The 17,464-nt window shown below is 70.1% G+C and carries 17 protein-coding genes and 2 pseudogenes; 3 read left to right on the top strand and 16 right to left on the bottom strand.

The genetic code is table 11. The features are described 5' to 3' along the window. Positions 1 to 184 precede the first annotated feature (184 nt). The 7 genes from AC3ETA_RS23000 to rlmN all read right to left on the bottom strand — a co-directional run bounded on the left by AC3ETA_RS23000 (position 185) and on the right by rlmN (position 8,327). Positions 185 to 1,918 carry a DEAD/DEAH box helicase gene (locus tag AC3ETA_RS23000; RefSeq protein ID WP_432194768.1) on the bottom strand — a complete coding sequence of 578 codons (1,734 nt, stop codon included), beginning with the start codon at positions 1,916 to 1,918 and terminating at the stop codon, positions 185 to 187. Between the two features lie 86 nt (positions 1,919 to 2,004). Beyond that, a complete protein-coding gene (locus AC3ETA_RS22995) occupies positions 2,005 to 2,208 on the bottom strand; it encodes a cold-shock protein (protein ID WP_031013754.1) in 204 nt (67 codons plus the stop codon). Between the two features lie 207 nt (positions 2,209 to 2,415). Further along, positions 2,416 to 3,207, bottom strand: a complete 792-nt coding sequence (locus AC3ETA_RS22990) for a maleylpyruvate isomerase family mycothiol-dependent enzyme (protein ID WP_432194767.1) — start codon at positions 3,205 to 3,207, stop codon at positions 2,416 to 2,418. Between the two features lie 25 nt (positions 3,208 to 3,232). Beyond that, positions 3,233 to 4,261, bottom strand: a complete 1,029-nt coding sequence (locus AC3ETA_RS22985) for an ABC transporter ATP-binding protein (protein ID WP_432194766.1) — start codon at positions 4,259 to 4,261, stop codon at positions 3,233 to 3,235. Beyond that, complete coding sequence (locus tag AC3ETA_RS22980) at positions 4,262 to 5,941, bottom strand: ABC transporter permease (RefSeq protein WP_432194765.1); 1,680 nt, start codon at positions 5,939 to 5,941, stop codon at positions 4,262 to 4,264. It abuts the gene before it with no gap. Further along, positions 5,917 to 7,002: a thiamine ABC transporter substrate-binding protein gene (locus tag AC3ETA_RS22975; RefSeq protein WP_432194764.1), complete on the bottom strand. Its 1,086-nt coding sequence runs from the start codon at positions 7,000 to 7,002 to the stop codon at positions 5,917 to 5,919. The genes AC3ETA_RS22980 and AC3ETA_RS22975 overlap by 25 nt, the downstream gene beginning before the upstream one ends. 218 nt (positions 7,003 to 7,220) lie before the next feature. Then, positions 7,221 to 8,327, bottom strand: coding sequence for a dual-specificity RNA methyltransferase RlmN (rlmN, locus tag AC3ETA_RS22970; RefSeq protein ID WP_432194763.1), 1,107 nt, complete (start codon positions 8,325 to 8,327; stop codon positions 7,221 to 7,223). A gap of 170 nt (positions 8,328 to 8,497) precedes the next feature. On the opposite strand from rlmN, the gene AC3ETA_RS22965 reads away from it, so the two are divergent. Further along, a complete protein-coding gene (locus tag AC3ETA_RS22965; protein WP_432194773.1) occupies positions 8,498 to 8,719 on the top strand; it encodes a hypothetical protein in 222 nt (73 codons plus the stop codon). An 81-nt stretch (positions 8,720 to 8,800) separates the two neighbouring features. Here the strand turns inward: AC3ETA_RS22965 and AC3ETA_RS22960 are convergent, their stop codons facing one another. Both AC3ETA_RS22960 and AC3ETA_RS22955 read right to left on the bottom strand, forming a co-directional pair. Then, positions 8,801 to 9,220 (bottom strand): hypothetical protein, encoded by a 420-nt coding sequence (locus tag AC3ETA_RS22960; protein WP_432194772.1) that lies wholly within the window; start codon positions 9,218 to 9,220, stop codon positions 8,801 to 8,803. A 123-nt stretch (positions 9,221 to 9,343) separates the two neighbouring features. Further along, a pseudogene (locus AC3ETA_RS22955) lies at positions 9,344 to 9,445 on the bottom strand (IS5 family transposase); the annotation flags it as partial. Between the two features lie 88 nt (positions 9,446 to 9,533). Here AC3ETA_RS22955 and AC3ETA_RS22950 point away from each other — a divergent pair. Then, positions 9,534 to 10,322, top strand: a pseudogene (locus tag AC3ETA_RS22950) (tyrosine-type recombinase/integrase); the annotation flags it as partial. A gap of 174 nt (positions 10,323 to 10,496) precedes the next feature. Here AC3ETA_RS22950 and AC3ETA_RS22945 read toward each other — a convergent pair. The 6 genes from AC3ETA_RS22945 to rpsB form a co-directional block, all read right to left on the bottom strand. Then, positions 10,497 to 10,946 (bottom strand): SRPBCC family protein, encoded by a 450-nt coding sequence (locus tag AC3ETA_RS22945; protein ID WP_432194761.1) that lies wholly within the window; start codon positions 10,944 to 10,946, stop codon positions 10,497 to 10,499. A gap of 146 nt (positions 10,947 to 11,092) precedes the next feature. Continuing rightward, positions 11,093 to 12,247, bottom strand: coding sequence for a phosphatidate cytidylyltransferase (locus tag AC3ETA_RS22940; RefSeq protein WP_432194760.1), 1,155 nt, complete (start codon positions 12,245 to 12,247; stop codon positions 11,093 to 11,095). Further along, on the bottom strand, positions 12,247 to 12,804 hold the full coding sequence (gene frr / locus AC3ETA_RS22935) for a ribosome recycling factor (RefSeq protein WP_062666818.1): 558 nt from the start codon (positions 12,802 to 12,804) through the stop codon (positions 12,247 to 12,249). The genes AC3ETA_RS22940 and frr overlap by 1 nt, the downstream gene beginning before the upstream one ends. A 168-nt stretch (positions 12,805 to 12,972) precedes the next feature. Further along, positions 12,973 to 13,731: a UMP kinase gene (gene pyrH, locus AC3ETA_RS22930; RefSeq protein ID WP_432194759.1), complete on the bottom strand. Its 759-nt coding sequence runs from the start codon at positions 13,729 to 13,731 to the stop codon at positions 12,973 to 12,975. Positions 13,732 to 13,926: 195 nt separating this feature from the next. Beyond that, positions 13,927 to 14,763, bottom strand: coding sequence for a translation elongation factor Ts (gene tsf, locus AC3ETA_RS22925; RefSeq protein ID WP_432194758.1), 837 nt, complete (start codon positions 14,761 to 14,763; stop codon positions 13,927 to 13,929). A 155-nt stretch (positions 14,764 to 14,918) separates the two neighbouring features. Then, positions 14,919 to 15,842, bottom strand: coding sequence for a 30S ribosomal protein S2 (rpsB, locus tag AC3ETA_RS22920; RefSeq protein ID WP_330356406.1), 924 nt, complete (start codon positions 15,840 to 15,842; stop codon positions 14,919 to 14,921). 342 nt (positions 15,843 to 16,184) lie between these two features. On the opposite strand from rpsB, the gene AC3ETA_RS22915 reads away from it, so the two are divergent. Continuing rightward, on the top strand, positions 16,185 to 16,802 hold the full coding sequence (locus AC3ETA_RS22915; RefSeq protein WP_432194757.1) for a M23 family metallopeptidase: 618 nt from the start codon (positions 16,185 to 16,187) through the stop codon (positions 16,800 to 16,802). Between the two features lie 98 nt (positions 16,803 to 16,900). Here AC3ETA_RS22915 and AC3ETA_RS22910 read toward each other — a convergent pair whose 3' ends face one another. Next, positions 16,901 to 17,458, bottom strand: a complete 558-nt coding sequence (locus AC3ETA_RS22910; RefSeq protein ID WP_432194771.1) for a TetR/AcrR family transcriptional regulator — start codon at positions 17,456 to 17,458, stop codon at positions 16,901 to 16,903. Positions 17,459 to 17,464 lie beyond the last annotated feature (6 nt).

Below are 17,464 nucleotides of genomic sequence, written 5' to 3'. Positions count from 1 at the left end.
GTCCCCCCCCTTTTTTGTGGGGGCTCCCCCACGTCGTTCTCGTCGCTGCGGCGTCGGCGCGGCGGCCACGGGAGCGCGGCACCGGTCGGCAGTGCCGCGGCCGGCCGTGGCCGGGGCGCCGAACCCAAGGGGCGGTGGCGCCGCCCGGGCCGCGCCGAACACGGCGCGGCCACCGGGACACGACCTAGTTGGCCGAGGTGCGCCGGCCGCCCCGGCGGTCGGGGTTGCGGCTGCCGGTCGCGCCGGCCTCACCCGCGCCTCCGCCGGTCTTCGCCCGCCGGCCGGAGCCGCCGCGAGGAGCCTTGCCGGCACCGGACCCGGCGCCCGCGCCGGTCGCCGCACCGTTCGCGGACCGGCGGTCGGAGACACGGCCGCCCGCCCGGACAGCGCCGCCCGTCGCCCCGCCGGCTGCCGTACGGCGGGCGGTTCCTCGCCCACCCGTCGCGGAGGTGCCGCCGGACGCCGTCGCCCCGGTCGCGGCCCGGCGCTCGGAACCCCGGTTCTCCGTCCTGGTGGCGGTACCTGCCGCCGCCTTGGCCCCGCCGCCGTTCCGGCGTCGGCCGGCGGACCGCCTGCCGGTCTTCCCCTCGGTGCGGGACGCCGTCGCCGTCACCGGCTGGGGGACCTCGATCGTGACCGCCACGCCGGACGGCTCGCGCGCGCCGGTGATGGCGGCCAGCTCCGGGTCGCTCGACGTGATCCGGGAGGTCCGGGGGCGGATGCCCGCGTCCGACATGAGCCGGGTGACGTCCCGCTTCTGGTCGGGCAGGACCAGGGTGGCCACGCTGCCGGAACCACCGGCACGGGCCGTGCGGCCGCCCCGGTGCAGGTAGTCCTTGTGATCGGTGGGCGGATCGACGTTCACGACGAGGTCGAGGTCGTCGACGTGTATGCCCCGGGCGGCGACGTTCGTCGCCACCAGCGCGGTGACCTGGCCGCTCTTGAACTGTTCCAGGGTGCGATTGCGCTGCGGCTGCGAGCGGCCGCCGTGCAGTGCCGCCGCGCGGACACCGACGGCCAGGAGCCGCTTGGTCAGCCGGTCGGCGGCCCTCTTGGTGTCGAGGAAGAGGATGACCCGCCCGTCCCGCGCCGCGATACGCGTGGTGACGGCCTTCTTGTCGGTCTCGTCCTGGACGTGGAGGACGTAGTGCTCCATGGTCGTCACCGCCCCCGCGGACGGGTCCACGGAGTGCACCACGGGGTCGGTGAGGAACCGCTGCACGAGGCGGTCGATGTTGCGGTCCAAAGTGGCCGAGAAGAGCATGCGCTGCCCGTCCGGCCGCACCTGCTGGATCAGCTTGGTGATCTGCGGCAGGAAGCCCATGTCGGTCATCTGGTCGGCCTCGTCCAGCACGGTGATGCGCACGTCGCCGAGCACGCAGTCGCCGCGTTCCACGAGGTCGTTGAGCCGGCCGGGAGTCGCCACGAGCACGTCCGCGCCGCGCCGCAGCGCACCCGCCTGCTTGGTGATCGACAGCCCGCCGACCACGGTGGTCAGCCGGAGGTTCACGGCCGTCGCATACGGGGTCAGCGCGTCCGTCACCTGCTGGGCGAGCTCACGGGTGGGCACCAGCACCAGGGCGAGGGGTGCCTTGGGCAGCGCGCGCAGCCCGGCCGTGCGGGCCAGCAGCGCCAGACCGAACGCGAGGGTCTTGCCGGAGCCGGTACGCCCGCGTCCGAGCAGATCACGGCCCGCGAGCGAGTTGGGCAGGGTGGCGCCCTGGATGGGGAATGGGGTCGTCACGCCCTGTGCGGTGAGCGTCTTCAGCAGCCCCGCCGGCATGTCCAGAGCGGCGAAGTCGTCCACGGCGGGAAGTGCGGGGGTCGTGCTCTGCGGCAGCCGGAATTCCCTCGGCGGCGACGCGGACGGTGCGGGCGACGAGGCGCGCCGATTCGGCTTCTGGGGCCTGCGGGGCATGCTGCTTTCTGCCTTCCTGAAACAGCACAAACCGGGGTCCGCACCATGCGGTGCGGACCCCGGTTGAGCGGATACGCGTCCGGCTATCAGGCGGGAACGATGTTCTCCGCCTGCGGGCCCTTCTGGCCCTGCGTGACGTCGAAGGTGACCCGCTGGCCTTCCTGGAGCTCACGGAAGCCCTGGGTCGCGATGTTCGAGTAGTGGGCGAAGACGTCGGGGCCGCCGCCGTCCTGCTCGATGAAGCCGAAACCCTTTTCAGAGTTGAACCACTTCACGGTTCCCTGTGCCATGACCTTCTCCTTCTGTAGGCAGAGGCCCCATCCGGAGATGCCGGGAAAACAACTAATGCGCCCGATGGATAACATTCCCGTCAGGCGCACATAGGTTCATGGGTACCACAACTGCAACGTGTAAACCGTAGCACAGCTCGGCTGCCGGAGTAGATCACCATGGGGCGCGCCGCGTGTTCTTCGGAGCCGTCGCCGTCGCGGGGGGCACTAGAAGCTCGCCCGCTCCAGCCAGAACTCCAGCAGTTCCCGCTCGCCCAGCACCTGGAGTTCGTCGCTGTCCAGCGGCAGCCGACGGTAGAAGGCGAGCAGTACGGCGGTGAGCGGCCCCCGCAGCGCCACGGTCGCCTTCTCATGGCCGCGCCGCCAGGCGATCACGTCCCCGGAGACATCGATCAGCCACTCGGCGTCGATCCCCGCAGTGCCGTCGGTCGCATGCAGGTGGATGCTGCCCGGCCGGCGCAGGTCCGTCGTCGGATCGTCCGGCAGGTTCCGCTGGGCCCACTCGATGATCTGGAGCCACTCGTCGATCGCGTCGGCGGCCACCTCGGGCGCGACCTCGTAGGGCAGTCCGGCGGCGAGCGTGGCGTCGGCACGGTGGACGGTGAGCTCGTGAGCCATACGACGGGCCCAGAACCCGGCGTGGTGGACCCCGGCCCAGCCCCACATCTTCGTGTCGGGCCCGGCCTCCCTCAGCGCGCCGACCAGCATGTCGCCGGTCTCCGCCAGCCAGGCGTCCAGGGCGGCGGCATCGCCCTCGCCGTCCGGGCCGCCGTGGAGCGGGACCTGCTCCTCCGGGATCTCCTCCTGCGCCCGCGTCCGCACCATCAGCTCCACCCAGCGCAGGGCGCCGCCCGTGTGCCGGACGAGCTGTTCCAGCGACCAGTCCGGGCAGGTCGGCACGGTGGCCGACAGATCGGCGCCGGAGGTCACCACGGCTCGCAGCAGGCCGACCTGGTGGGCGATCTCGTCGCAGTAGCGGTCATGGGTGAGGAGTGTCATGTCCCGCACCATATGTGCGGGGTGATCAGCCCAGCACGACAATTTCGACCGCGTCGAACTCGACCCCGACGGCGTCCCCGACCTCCGGGGCCTCCCGCAGCGCGCAGGCCGCCTCCAGGCGCGGCGCGTCCTCCGGCTGGAGGTGCACGGCGACATGCGTGCCCCTGAACGTGCGGGCGGCGACCGTGCAGCGCAGCCCCGTGCCGGGGTCCACGAGCCGCACCCCGGCCGGCCTGACCAGCAGCGTCCGCGCGCCCTGAGCGGCGTCCTCGCCGACCGGCAGCTTCCCCCAGGGCGTGTCCGCGGCCTGACCGGCGACGGTGCCGTCGATCACGTTGTCGAAGCCGAGGAAACGCGCCACGAACTCGTCCACCGGCCGCTGCCACACCTGCAGCGGCGTGCCGCTCTGCGCGATCCGCCCGTCCCGCATCACCACGACCCGGTCGGCGAGCGCGAACGCCTCGCCCTGGTCGTGCGTCACGGCCAGCACGGTGGTGCCCAACTGCCCGAACAGCTCGCGGAGTTCGACGACGAGCCGCTCGCGCAGCGAACGGTCGAGCTGCCCCAGCGGCTCGTCCAGCATCAGCAGCCGCGGCCTGGGCGCGAGGGCACGGGCCAGCGCGACCCGCTGCTGCTCCCCGCCCGACAGCGAGGCGACGGCACGACCGGCGGCGCCCGGCAGTCCGACCAGGTCCAGCAACTCCCTTACGCGCTCGGCCTGTTCGGCCCTGGAGGCGCCGTGCATCCGCGATCCGAAGGCGACATTGCCGCCGACGTCCCGCTGCGGGAACAGCTGATGGTCCTGGAACATCAGCCCGACGCCCCGCTTGTGCGCGGGCACCCCCGTCTGGTCCCGGCCGTCGAGCCACACCCGCCCTGCGTCGAGGGGTTGCAGCCCCGCCACGGCCCGCAGCAGCGTCGACTTGCCGCTGCCGCTCGGCCCGAGCACGCACACGATCTCGTGCTCGGCGACATCGAGGTCGACGGCGTCCAGGACAGGGCGCCCACCGAACCTTACGGTCGCACCTTCGAGACTCAGCAGACCCGGCGTCATTCAGAACTCCCCCGTCCGCTCCGTACGGAGCCGCTCCAGGACCAGCAGCGCCACCGCGCACACCACCATCAGTACCGTCGAAAGGGCCATCGCCTGGCCGTAGTTGAGCTCGCCGGCCCGTCCCAGCAGCCGTGCGACGGCGACCGGCAGCGTCGGGTTGTCGGGCCTGGCGATGAACACGGTCGCGCCGAACTCGCCCAGCGACACCGCGAAGGCGAACCCGGCCGCGATCAGCAGGGCCCGCCGCACCATCGGCAGGTCGACCTCGCGCCAGACCCGCCAGGGCGAGGCCCCCAGCACGGACGCCGCCTCGCGCAGCCGCTGGTCCACGGCCCGCAGCACGGGCAGCATGGTCCGTACGACGAAGGGCACCCCGACCAGCGCCTGGGCCAGCGGCACCAGGATCCAGGAGGCCCGCAGGTCCAGCGGCGGCTCGTCGAGTGCGATCAGGAACCCGAACCCGACCGTCACCGCCGACACCCCGAGCGGCAGCATCAGCAGCGCGTCGAAGCCCCGCACGAACCGCCCCGCGTCCCGCCGGGTCAGCGCGGCCGCCGCGAGAGCGCCGATCACCACGGCGATGAGGGTGGCGACGACGGCGTACTGGAGCGAATTGCCGATCGCCTCGATCGGCGCGACGAGGAACACGCCGCCGTCGGCGCCGGTCAGCGCCCGGTAGTAGCCGAAGCCGGGGGCGTCGAACGATCGCTGCACCAGCACGGCCAGCGGCAGCAGCAGGAGTACGACGATGACGGCCAGGACGCCGGCCAGCAGCGCCCACTGGCCCGCCCCGCGCGGCCGGCGGGCCGTCACCGACGCGTCGACCAGACGCAGGGCGCTCTCCCGCCGCCGTACCGTCCAGGCGTGCACGGCGAGGATCGCGGCCACCGCCAGGAACTGAATGATCGTCAGGACGGCGGCCGTGGACAGGTCGAAGATCTCGGAGGTCTGCCGGTAGATCTCCACTTCGAGGGTGGAGAAGGTCGGTCCGCCGAGGATCTGCACCACACCGAAGGAGGTGAAGGTGAACAGGAAGACCATGAGCGCGGCAGCGGCCACGGCGGGCGCGAGCGCCGGGAGGGTGACCTGACGCCAGGCTTTCAGGGGCGAGGCCCCGAGCATCCGCGCGGCTTCCTCCTGCCGCGGGTCGAGTTGCGCCCAGAGCCCGCCGACGGTGCGGACGACGACGGCGTAGTTGAAGAAGACGTGCGCGAGCAGGATCGCCCACACGGTGGTGTCGAGCCGTACGCCCCACAGCTCGTCGAGCAGTCCGCCGCGGCCGACGAGCGCGAGGAAGGCCGTACCGACGACGACGGTCGGCAGCACGAACGGGACGGTCACCACGGCCCGCAGGACGTTCTTGCCGGGGAAGTCGAAGCGGGCGAAGACGTAGGCGCCGGGCAGCGCGATGAGCAGGGTCAGCGCGGTGGAGGCGAACGCCTGCCAGGTGGTGAACCACAGGACGTGCCGGATGTCGGACTCCCCGAGCACGTCCCACAGCCGTCCGAGCTGCCATGCCCCGTCGACCTTCAGACCGCGCGAGACGATCGCGGCGACGGGGTAGGCGAAGAAGACCGCGAAGAACGCGACGGGCACGGCGATGAGGCCGAGCCGCACCGCCGCGCCCCTCTTGCCGGGTGCCGGAGCCGGGGCCGCTACTTCAGTACGAGCGAGGTCCACGACTTGACCCAGTCGTCACGGTTGTCGGCGATCTTCGCCGGGTCGAGGGTCTCGGGATTCTCGGCCTGCGGCCCGTACTTGGTGAACTCCTCCGGAACCTGGGCGTCCTCCCGCACCGGGTAGACGAACATGTTCAGCGGCATGTCGTCCTGGAACGTCTTGGTCAGCAGGAAGTCGAGCAGCGCCTTGCCGCCCTCGGTGTTCTGGGCGTTGTTCAGCAGGCCCGCGTACTCGACCTGGCGGAAGCAGGTGCCGGCCGCGACGCCCGTCGGAGCGCTGGTCGGCTTCGGGTCGGCGTAGATCACCTCGGCGGGCGGCGAGGAGGCGTACGACACCACGAGCGGCCGGTCGGCCTTGGCCTTCTTGCCGCCGGCGGAGCCGGAGAACTCCTCGTTGTAGGCCTGCTCCCAGCCGTCGACGACCTTGACGCCGTTGGCCTTCAGCTTCTTCCAGTAGTCCTGCCAGCCCTCGTCGCCGTACTTCGCGGCGGTGCCGAGCAGGAAGCCGAGGCCGGGCGAGGAGGTGGAGGCGTTCTCGGTGACGAGGAGGTTCTTGTACGCGGGCTTGATCAGGTCGTCGTACGAGGTGGGCGGGGCCAGCTTGTGCTCGCTGAAGTACGCCTTGTCGTAGTTGACGCAGATGTCGCCGGTGTCGACGGGGGTGACCCGGTGCTTGTCCTGGTCGACCCGGAACTCGGGCAGGATCAGGTCGGAGCCCTTGGCCTCGTACGACTGGAACAGGTCGTTGTCGAGCGCCCGGGACAGCAGGGTGTTGTCGACGCCGAAGAAGACGTCGCCCTGCGGGTTGTCCTTGGTCAGGATGGCCTTGTTCACGGCCTGCCCGGCGTCGCCGTCCTCCAGGACCTTGACCTGGTACCCGGACTGCTTCTCGAACGCGGCGAGGACGCCCTTGGAGACGGCCCACGAGTTGTGGCTGACGAGGGTCACGGTCTTGCCCCCGGCCTCGGCGCTGTCGCTGCCCGAGTCGGACGATCCGCACGCGGACAGCGTGACGAGACCGAGCCCTACGGCGAAGACCGTGGCCTTCTTGGTGATGCTCACTGGATTCCTCCTGGGGTTGACCAGGAAGAGACGCGGCCCTGCCCAGGAGCCTCTCCGGCTCCCGGGCAGGGCGCAACAGCTTGAGTGATGACCGAACTTCCTACCCAGAATGACCTGGGCAAGGTTCAGAGGGTCTGCGGCCCGATTGCCGCACTCTCAGCGCTGTGGCGCTCCCCTGTCGGAATATGAAGATGTACGTACGGGTGTACGCGCTCAGATTACCGCTCGGTGGCCGCGAGCTGACCGCAGGCCCCGTCGATCTCCTGACCACGGGTGTCCCGGATCGTCACCGGTACCCCGTGCGCGGCGATGGCCTCGACGAACGCCTTCTCGTCCTCGGGCCGGGAGGCGGTCCACTTCGACCCGGGCGTCGGGTTCAGCGGAATCAGGTTCACGTGCACGGGCTTGCCCCTGAGCAGCCGCCCGAGCCGGTCACCACGCCAGGCCTGGTCGTTGATGTCCCGGATGAGGGCGTACTCGATGGACAGCCGGCGGCCGCTCCTCTCGACGTACTCGAACCCGGCGTCCAGCACCTCGCGCACCTTCCAGCGCGTGTTCACGGGCACGAGGGTGTCGCGCAGCTCGTCGTCGGGGGCGTGCAGCGAGATCGCGAGCCGACACTTGAAGCCCTCGTCGGCGAAACGGTGGATGGCCGGGACGAGACCGACGGTCGAGACGGTGATCCCGCGCTGCGACAGGCCCAGCCCGTCGGGCTCGGGGTCGGTGAGCCGGCGGATGGCACCCACGACCCGGTTGTAGTTGGCGAGCGGCTCGCCCATCCCCATGAAGACGATGTTCGACAGCCGGGCGGGCCCACCGGGCACGTCGCCGTCCCGCAGCGCCCGCATCCCGTCCACGATCTGGTGGACGATCTCGGCGGTGGACAGATTCCGGTCCAGCCCCGCCTGCCCGGTCGCACAGAACGGACAGTTCATCCCGCACCCGGCCTGCGAACTGATGCACATGGTCACCCGGTCCGGGTACCGCATCAGCACGGACTCGACGAGCGTCCCGTCGAACAGCCGCCAGAGCGTCTTACGGGTGTCGCCCTGGTCGGTCGACAGATGCCGCACGACGGTCATCAGCTCCGGGAACAGCACCTCCCGCAGCTTGGCGCGCGACGCGGCAGGGATGTCGGTCCACTGCTCCGGGTCGTGCGCGTACCGCGCGAAGTAGTGCTGCGACAGCTGCTTGGCACGAAACGGCTTCTCCCCGACAGCGGCAACAGCGTCCTTACGCTCCCCGGGCGTGAGGTCGGCTAGATGCCGCGGCGGCTTCTTGGCTCCGCGGGGGGCTACGAAAGTGAGTTCTCCGGGTGCAGGCATAACTCAACCAGTGTGGCAGATCAACTCCGGGAGCCCAGGCCAGAGCGGGGTGGGGGTGGTCACCTGTGGGTGCCGACTGTCGGCGTTGGTCGGCTTCGCCCGGCCCAGGGACGGCCCAAGGCGCGCGCTCTGGGGGTGGGATGATCTTTTCGGAGGGGTGCCGAGTGGACATGCTTGAACTGATGGAGTGGCTGGCCGAGCGCGGCGTCACGACCGTCTTCAAGGTCGACGGTGACCGCATGGTTGAGCGGCGGGCGGCATGGATGGTCATCGTCAGCGGCGGGCCGCTTGGCGAGGACTCGTTCTTTCGTGCTGACCTGGCCACGCCAGACGCATGCTTTGACTCGTTGCTAGCTCATCTGGAGGGCAAGGGCCTGTCGCCGTTCGCATGATCAGCATGTCCTGTGGGGTCGTTGCTGCCGCTAAGACTGACCGAGACTCGTTGCCCGCGCGCACCACGAAGCGTCTAGCGGTCAGAAGGGATCGGTGAACGAGATCGGCTTGCCAGTGGCGTGAGCGTATGCGATCTCCCTGCTCGTGGACTCGCCGATATACCCGCCTGGGTTGACGACCAGAACCCGGTCAGCCAGGTCGATCTTGCGCAGGTGGAGGGCGCCCAGCGCGGCCTTCTGCTCGTTAGTGATCAACTCGTCTGCTTCGTGATCCTCGGCCCGCAGGAAGACGCCTGGCGCGACGACGATGACACCTGCGAAGGTCAGATCACGGTTCGCCGCGCTCATCTCGTCCACGAACCGGGTAGAGCCGCAGATGCAGACAATCTCAGGCCGGTCGGGCACGGCACAGTCCTTCGGGTCGAACGGAAAACCGTCAGTGCGCGCGTAGCCATCACAGACGCGCATACGAGCCAACATTTTACGCAGCGAGATGGACATCACGCGGCTGCATCGTCGCCGGTGGGAGGCGTGGCCCATGCTGGGAATGACGCTGCTCGACGCCGAAGTCTGGGTGCACCCGGCTCACCAGCTTCCTTTGGTAATTCGGCCTAGGAGTTGTCTTCAATGTCGCGCCCACATCAGGAGGGAGGCGAGGGTGACGGCTGCCTGGTAGGACTCGGCGGTCTTGTCGTAGCGGGTGGCGATGCCGCGCCATTGCTTGAGGCAACGTGTTGGCTAGCCGGTGGGACTGGGGTGCTGCAGACTTCCGGTCCTGGGCCTTGAGCAGGTCGCTTGTGCTTGAGATGCCGACATCTACGCCAACGTCCGCGCGGTGCTGTCGGCCGCCGTGGATGACGGCCACCTGGCCCGCAACCCGTGCTCGGCTGCGTCCGTCCGCCCGCCTGCCGTCTCCGCCTCCCGGGTCGTGCCCTGGCTCCCGTCCCAGGTGCGGGCGGTCCGTGACGCCCTGCCCGAGCGCTACCAAGCCATGGTCGACGTAGGCAGCGGCTGCGGTCTCCGACAGGGAGAGATCATCGGCCTGTCCGAGGACACCGCCCAGCTCGACGGCGACACTCTTCGGGTCACCACTCAGGTCAAGCTGGTCCGGGGCGTCGCGGTCTTCGCTCCGCCCAAGGGCAACAAGGAGCGGGACGTGCCGCTGCCGTCCTCGGTGGCCTCGGCCTTGCGCCGGCACATCGAGGCCCACCCGACCGTGGCGATCAAGCTGCCCTGGATCAGGCCGGACGGCCCGCTGACCGAGCGGCATCTGATCTTCACCAACACGGCCGACGGGATCGTCTGGCGAAGCAACTTCAACGTCCACGAGTGGAAGCGCGCCCTCGCGGCGGCCGGCCTCATCCCGACGCCGGAACCCGGCGAGCCGTACGCCTCCGCCCGGCAACACGGGATGCACGCCCTTCGCCACTTCTACGCCTCGGTCCTGCTGGACGCGGGCGAGAGCATCAAGGCCGTGAGCGAGTACCTCGGGCACTCCGATCCGGCGAAGACGCTGCGCGTGTACGCCCACCTGATGCCGAGCAGCACCGAGCGTGCCCGCCGGGCCCTGGATGGTGTCTTCGGCACGGCCCAGGAGCCCTGACGGCCCAGGGACGGCCCAGCGGGCACAAGACAGCCCCCTACTGGCGACAACATCGCTGGTAGGGGGCTTCTTCGTGCCCGGAGTACCTCAGTTCTCCGGGCTTAGGCATGGCCGTACCAGTGTCGCAGATCCACTCGTGTGGCCCGCTCCACCGTCGACCGGGGAGATCGCTCCCTAGTCCGTCGTGCCCTCCAGCCGGTCCTTCAGGAGTTTCTCGTCGCGTGGCAGTTCCTTGCGGACCTGGGGGCGGACGACCAGGGGGATCAGGACCTTGCCGAGGCCGTGGCCCTCGAAGTCGATGTCGATCGTGACGCGGGAGCGGCGCCCGTCGTCGAGCGGCTCGATGCGGCCGTGGGTGCGGGCCCGGACGGGGCCGTCGATCCCGTGCAGGTCCCAGCTGTACGGAGGGTCGAGCTGGTCGAACCGGACGGTCATCGGCATCTGGCGGTTCCCGACGCGCCGGGTGACCCGGACCCGGGAGCCGGTGTGGATCGGGCCCTCGTCCAGCGACTCGGCCGAGACGGCGCTCAGCTGCCATTCTGGCAGGTGAGAGGGGTCCGTGAGGTACGCGTAGACATCGGCTGGGGTCCGGTCGACGTCGATGATTTCTCGGATGGCGGTCATGGTGACCCCCTTTGAGTGCCGTTACGGGCGTACACCGAAATCGTCCCACACAGCGGGGAGCGGTCGCTCTGCGAGAAGCGGGGGCGGAAACCGATGAGCCCCCGTTCCAGGCGAGAACGGGGGCTCCTCGGACACCTGTCGAGCCGTCAGCCGGATCCCACGAACAGGACCAGCAGCAGCCACACGACGGGCGCCGTCGGCAGCAGCGAGTCCAGTCGGTCCATGATCCCGCCGTGCCCCGGCAGCAGCGTGCCCATGTCCTTGATGCCGAGGTCACGCTTGATCATCGACTCGCCGAGGTCACCCAGCGTGGCACTGGCCGCGACGGCGAGGCCCAGGAGCAGGCCCTGCCACCAGGTGCCGTCGTCGATGAGGAACTGCATGCACAGCGCGCCCGCCACCATCGCGAAGCTCACCGCTCCGAGCAGGCCCTCGCGGGTCTTGCCGGGGCTGATGCGCGGGGCGAGCTTGGTCTTGCCGAAGCGCCAGCCGACCGCGTACGCGCCGGTGTCGCTGACCACCGTCAGGAGCAGGAACGTCAGGACGCGCCAGGGACCGTCGTCGGCCGTGAGCATCATCGCGACGAAGGTCGCCAGGAACGGCACGTAGAACGCCGCGAAGACACCCGCCGTGACGTCCTTGAGGTAGCCCTCCGGCGGCTCGGTCATCCGCCAGACCAGCACCGCCAGCGCGGTCAGCGCCATCGCGACCCAGGCGCCCTCGGCACCCCGGACGTAGCCGGCGACGACCATGGCCGCGCCGCCCAGCGCGAGCGGCACGAGCGGCGCGTTGACGCCCTTGCGCTCCTCCAGCCGCTTGGTCAGCTCCCACAGGCCCACGACGACGGCGACCGCCACGACACCGACGAACACGGCCTTGACGACGAAGAGCGACGCGACGATGACGACACCGAGCCCGACACCGACCCCTATGGCCGCACCCAGGTCGCGCCCAGCGCTCTTCTTCTGCTGGGGCGCCGGCGGCGGGGCGTCGGGCATGGGCTCCGGATTCTGCGACGCCGCCTCGAAGGGCCGCGCCTGCGGCGTGTCATGAGACCGCGACTGCGGTGGCCGGCTGCTGAACAGGGGGCCACTCAGCCGAGCGGCCCCCCGGTCGTCATCCTGGTCTCCGCCATACGCGGGTACGTCGGGCACGATGGGCATGGGGCGAGTGTGAGGCGCCTGAGGCGCATCGTACGCGGGACCCGCCGGGGCAGCCCCCTGGACAGGTCCACGCTCGGCGGTGCCCCAGTACCCGGCCTGCCCGGCCCCGGGCGGCGCCCCCCAGGAAGAGTCGTTCATCAGACCTCGAGCAGCTCGGCTTCCTTGTGCTTGAGGAGCTCGTCCACCTGAGCGACGTACTTGTGCGTGGTGTCGTCGAGCTCCTTCTCCGCGCGGCGGCCCTCGTCCTCACCGATCTCGCCGTCCTTGATCAGCTTGTCGATGGCGTCCTTGGCCTTGCGGCGGACCGAGCGGATGGACACCTTCGCGTCCTCGCCCTTGCCCTTGGCGACCTTGATGTAGTCGCGGCGGCGCTCCTCGGTGAGCTCCGGGAACACCACACGGATGATGTTGCCGTCGTTGCTCGGGTTGACGCCGAGGTCGGAGTCGCGGATCGCCTGCTCGATGTTGCGCAGCGCGCTCTTGTCGAACGGGGTCACGACCGCCATACGCGGCTCCGGCACGGAGAACGAAGCCAGCTGGTTGATCGGCGTCGGCGCACCGTAGTAGTCGGCCACGATCTTGTTGAACATCGCCGGGTGCGCACGGCCGGTGCGGATCGCGGCGAAGTCCTCCTTGGCGACCACGACGGCCTTCTCCATCTTCTCCTCGGCCTCGAGGAGGGTCTCTTCGATCACCACTTGCTCCTGCGTGTCTTGAGTAAGGCCCGGCTGCGGTTCCTCGGTGGGGCGGCGGCCGGCTGCGTCGCGTCTTCTTCCTGCACGGTTCCCGACCGGCAGGACATTGTCCATCCCCCGGTCAGGGTCCGTCCCGTCCGTCCCCCGGACGGGCTTGTTGTCGAAGCGTCAGCCCCGACCGCCCTGCTCACCCACAAGCGTGCCGATCTTCTCACCCTTGACGGCGCGGGCGATATTGCCCTCCGCCAGAAGCTCGAAGACGAGGATCGGGAGCCTGTTGTCGCGGCACAGCGTGACCGCCGTGGCGTCGGCGACCTTCAGGTCGCGGGTGATGACCTCGCCGTAGCCGAGGGAGTCGAACTTGACGGCGTCCGGGTTGGTCTTGGGGTCGGAGTCGTAGACCCCGTCGACACCGTTCTTGCCCATCAGCAGCGCCTCGGCGTCGATCTCCAGGGCGCGCTGAGCCGCGGTGGTGTCGGTGGAGAAGTACGGCATTCCCATGCCGGCTCCGAAGATGACCACGCGGCCCTTCTCCAGATGCCGTACGGCACGCAGCGGGATGTAGGGCTCGGCGACCTGACCCATGGTGATGGCCGTCTGGACCCGGCTGTCGATGCCCTCCTTCTCCAGGAAGTCCTGGAGGGCGAGGCAGTTCATGACGGTGCCGAGCATGCCCATGTAGTCGGAGCGCGCCCGGTCCATGCCGCGCTGCTGGAGTTCCGCGCCGCGGAAGAAGTTGCCGCCGCCGATGACGACCGCGACCTGCGCGCCGTCGCGCACGACGGCCGCGATCTCACGGGCGATCTTGTGCACCACGTCCGGGTCGACGCCGAGGCCCCCGCCACCGGAGAAGGCCTCTCCGGACAGCTTCAGCAGAAACCGGCCGCGTACTTTGCCGTCGTCGCTCTTCTGGGCCTTGGTGGTCATCGAGATCCCGCCTTTGTTACGTGGTGCACATACGAAGAAGGCCATTGCCGGCTCGGGTGTGTTTCGCATCCCATGCGCGGCAATGGCCTCCTCGTCAGATCTGCTGTCGTCCGTCACGCGCGCGTGCGCGGTGGCGGCGTCCGCCAACGACTGCCTTCGACCCTATAGGGACGGGGCGTCGATCGCGGTACGGACTCAGATGCCGACCTTGATGCGCGAGAAGCGCTTCAGGGTGACACCGGCCTCGTCCAGAACCTTCTGGACGGACTTCTTGTTGTCCAGCGCGTACGGCTGGCCGAGCAGCGTGGCGTCCTTGAAGAAGCCGTTGAGGCGACCCTCGACGATCTTCGGCAGGGCGGCCTCGGGCTTGCCCTCGGCGCGGGTGGTCTCCTCGGCGACGCGGCGCTCGGACTCGACGACCTCGGCCGGCACGTCCTCCTTGGAGAGGTACTTCGGCGCGAAGGCGGCGATGTGCTGGGCGATGCCCTTGGCGACGTCGGCGTTCGGCTTGTCCAGCTCGACGAGGACACCGATCTGCGGGGGCAGGTCGGGCATCGTGCGGTGCATGTACGCGAGGACGAAGCCGTCGGCGAACTGCGCGAAGCGGTCCAGGACGATCTTCTCGCCGAGGTTGGCGTTGGCCTCGTCCACGAACGCCTGGACGGTCTTGCCGGCCTCGATCTCGGAGGCGAGCAGGGCCTCGATGTCGGCGGGGGAGGTCTTCGCGACGTGCTCGGCGATCGCGTTGGCGACGGCCTGGAACTTCTCGCCCTTGGCGACGAAGTCCGTCTCGCACTTCAGCTCGACGATGACGCCGGAGGAGTTGTCGTCGGCGATGACGGAGACCACGGCGCCGTTCTCGGCGGAGCGGCCCTCGCGCTTGGCGACGCCCTTCTGGCCCTTGATCCGGAGCGCCTCGACGGCCTTCTCGACGTTGCCCTCGGCCTCGTCCAGCGCCTTCTTGCAGTCCATCATGCCGGCGCCGGTGAGCTCGCGGAGCTTCTTGACGTCAGCGGCGGTGTAGTTCGCCATGAGTCTGTGAGTCTTTCTCGAAGTCTGGAAGATCGGAGATCTACGGGGTCTACGGCCCCCGTGTAGTCGGGAGCCCTGACCTTCCGTGGACCTACGGGTGAACGGCGGGAGCGGATCTCATGTCACCGCTCCCGCCGTCAACGCTGACGGGGTGGTCAGGCCTGCTCGCCCTCGGCGCTCTTCTCGCCCTCGGCGGCCTTCTCGCCCTCGGCGGCCTTCTCGCCCTCGGCGGGGGCAGCGGCCTCGGCGGGGGCAGCGGCCTCGGCGGCGGGGGCGGCCTCGGCGGCCGGAGCCTCCTCAGCCTTCTTCTCGCCCTCGAGCAGGTCGCGCTCCCACTCGGCGAGCGGCTCGCCCGCGGCCTTCTCGCCCTTGTCACCGGTGGCGACGCCGGAACGGGCGATGAGGCCCTCGGCGACGGCGTCGGCGATCACACGGGTGAGCAGGGTGACGGAGCGGATCGCGTCGTCGTTGCCCGGGATCTTGTAGTCGACCTCGTCGGGGTCGCAGTTGGTGTCGAGGATGGCGACGACCGGAATGTTGAGCTTCCGGGCCTCACCGACCGCGATGTGCTCCTTCTTGGTGTCCACGATCCAGACGGCGCTGGGCACCTTCTGCATCTCGCGGATACCACCGAGGGTCTTCTCCAGCTTGGCCTTCTCGCGCGAGAGCACGAGAAGCTCCTTCTTGGTCAGACCGGAAGCGGCGACGTCCTCGAAGTCGATCTGCTCGAGCTCCTTGAGGCGCTGCAGACGCTTGTAGACGGTCGAGAAGTTGGTGAGCATGCCGCCCAGCCAGCGCTGGTTGACGTAGGGCATGCCGACGCGGGTGGCCTGCTCGGCGATGGCCTCCTGCGCCTGCTTCTTCGTGCCGACGAACATGACCGTGCCGCCGTGGGCGACGGTCTCCTTGACGAACTCGTAGGCGCGGTCGATGTACGACAGCGACTGGAGCAGGTCGATGATGTAGATGCCGTTGCGCTCGGTGAAGATGAAGCGCTTCATCTTCGGGTTCCAGCGACGGGTCTGGTGACCGAAGTGGACGCCGCTCTCCAGCAGCTCCCGCATCGTGACGACGGCCATGGCCGTATCTCCTTGAATTTTCTCGGTTGTGCCGCGGGGACCGGACGGCTCCCGCGCCTGACGCCCACATGCGCCGTGCCGCTAGGGACCGAGGGGCGCTGACACGGACCGTTTCCGGTTGCCGTGTCGGGGCGTGCGAAGTCGACCCGGTGACCCGGATCGCCAGAAGAAGTGTACGGGACCCACGGGGTACCGGGTGACGCCGCTGTCCACAACCCAGGAGTTATCCACAGATACCGGCCATGATCCGGGGAGGTGGGGGACGGTTCTCGCATGCGAGCTGAGCGATGTGAGAGGGCCGCGGGGGCTGCGGGAGCCGCGACGGCGGCTTGGGCGGCCCCGATGGCAAGGGCGGCGACGGCGGCAAGGGCGTGCGGACGGTCGGTGGGGCGGCTGGTGTTGCTGCTGCTCCTGACGACGACCGCATTGCTGGCGCCGGTCCCGCGGTTGACGCCGGCCGCCACGAGCGTGCCGTCGGCGCCGGATCCGGCCCCGGCGGTGCCGACGGTCGGCCGGGCATGGCCCGTGGGCGTACGGCCCCCGATCCTCCGCGGATGGGAGCCACCGGCGACCACGTACGGCCGCGGCCACCGCGGTGTGGACCTGGCGGCCCCGGCCGGGACACCGGTACGGGCGGTCACGGCGGGCCGGGTCTTCTTCGCAGGCCGGGTGGCCGGGAAGGGTGTCGTGTCGGTGGAGCTGCCGGGGACGGGAGATCCGCCGCTGCGGACGACGTACGAGCCGGTGCGGGCGGTCGTGAAGAAGGGCGACGAGGTGGAGGCCGGCGAGGTCGTGGGGACCGTGGAGGCGACCGGGTCGCACTGCACGGAGACCTGCGTGCACTGGGGCCTGCGAAGAGCCGGCACCTATCTGGATCCGCTGTCGCTCCTCCCGCCGTGGCTGCTGCGCAGGGGGCCGTCGAGACTGCTGCCGGTCCTCGGGGTGCCGCTGCCGTCGTAGCCGACGTGCCGCTGCCACGACGTGCCGCTGCCGTCGCAGCCGGCGGACTGCTGAGCTGTTTTCGCCACGGGCGGGGGCAGGCGGCGCCCCGACCGGCGTCAGCCCCGAACGCCCCGCAATGCCATGGCCACCGCCGCCTCCGTGATCGCCGTCGGCTCCTCCGCGGCCCCCAGCTCGATCCTGCGTACGGCCGCGTCCACGACGCCCTGCAGCAGCATCGCCGCCAGCCGGGGTTCCGCGTGGCCCATCTCCGCCAGCGCCTCGACGATCATCGCGACGAGCCCGCCGTGCGCCGCCCGGATCTTCTCCCGGGCCCCGGCGTCCAGCTCACTCGCGGAGATCGCGACGACCGCGCGGTGCCGCCGGTCCCCCACCAGGTCGAGCTGCTTGCGCACATACGCCTCGACCTTGCCCTCGGCGGAGTCCGCATGCTCCATCGCCGCCGAGACCTCCGCGGCCCACACCGGGAAGTCGGCCTCGCACAGCTCCTCGACCACGGCGGCCCGCGACCGGAAGTACTCGTAGACGGACGACCGCGCCAGCCCTGTCCGCTCGGCGAGGGCCGGGAAGGTCAGTGCTTCCGTCCCGCCCTCGGACAACAGGGATCGCGCCGCGTCCAGCAGGGCGGCTCGCTGCATCGACCGGTGCTCGGCCACGGAGGC

The organism is Streptomyces sp. bgisy027 (assembly GCF_057710365.1).
The sequence above is the reverse complement of the archived record's forward strand: the minus strand, read 5'-3'. Positions and strand labels throughout refer to the sequence as shown.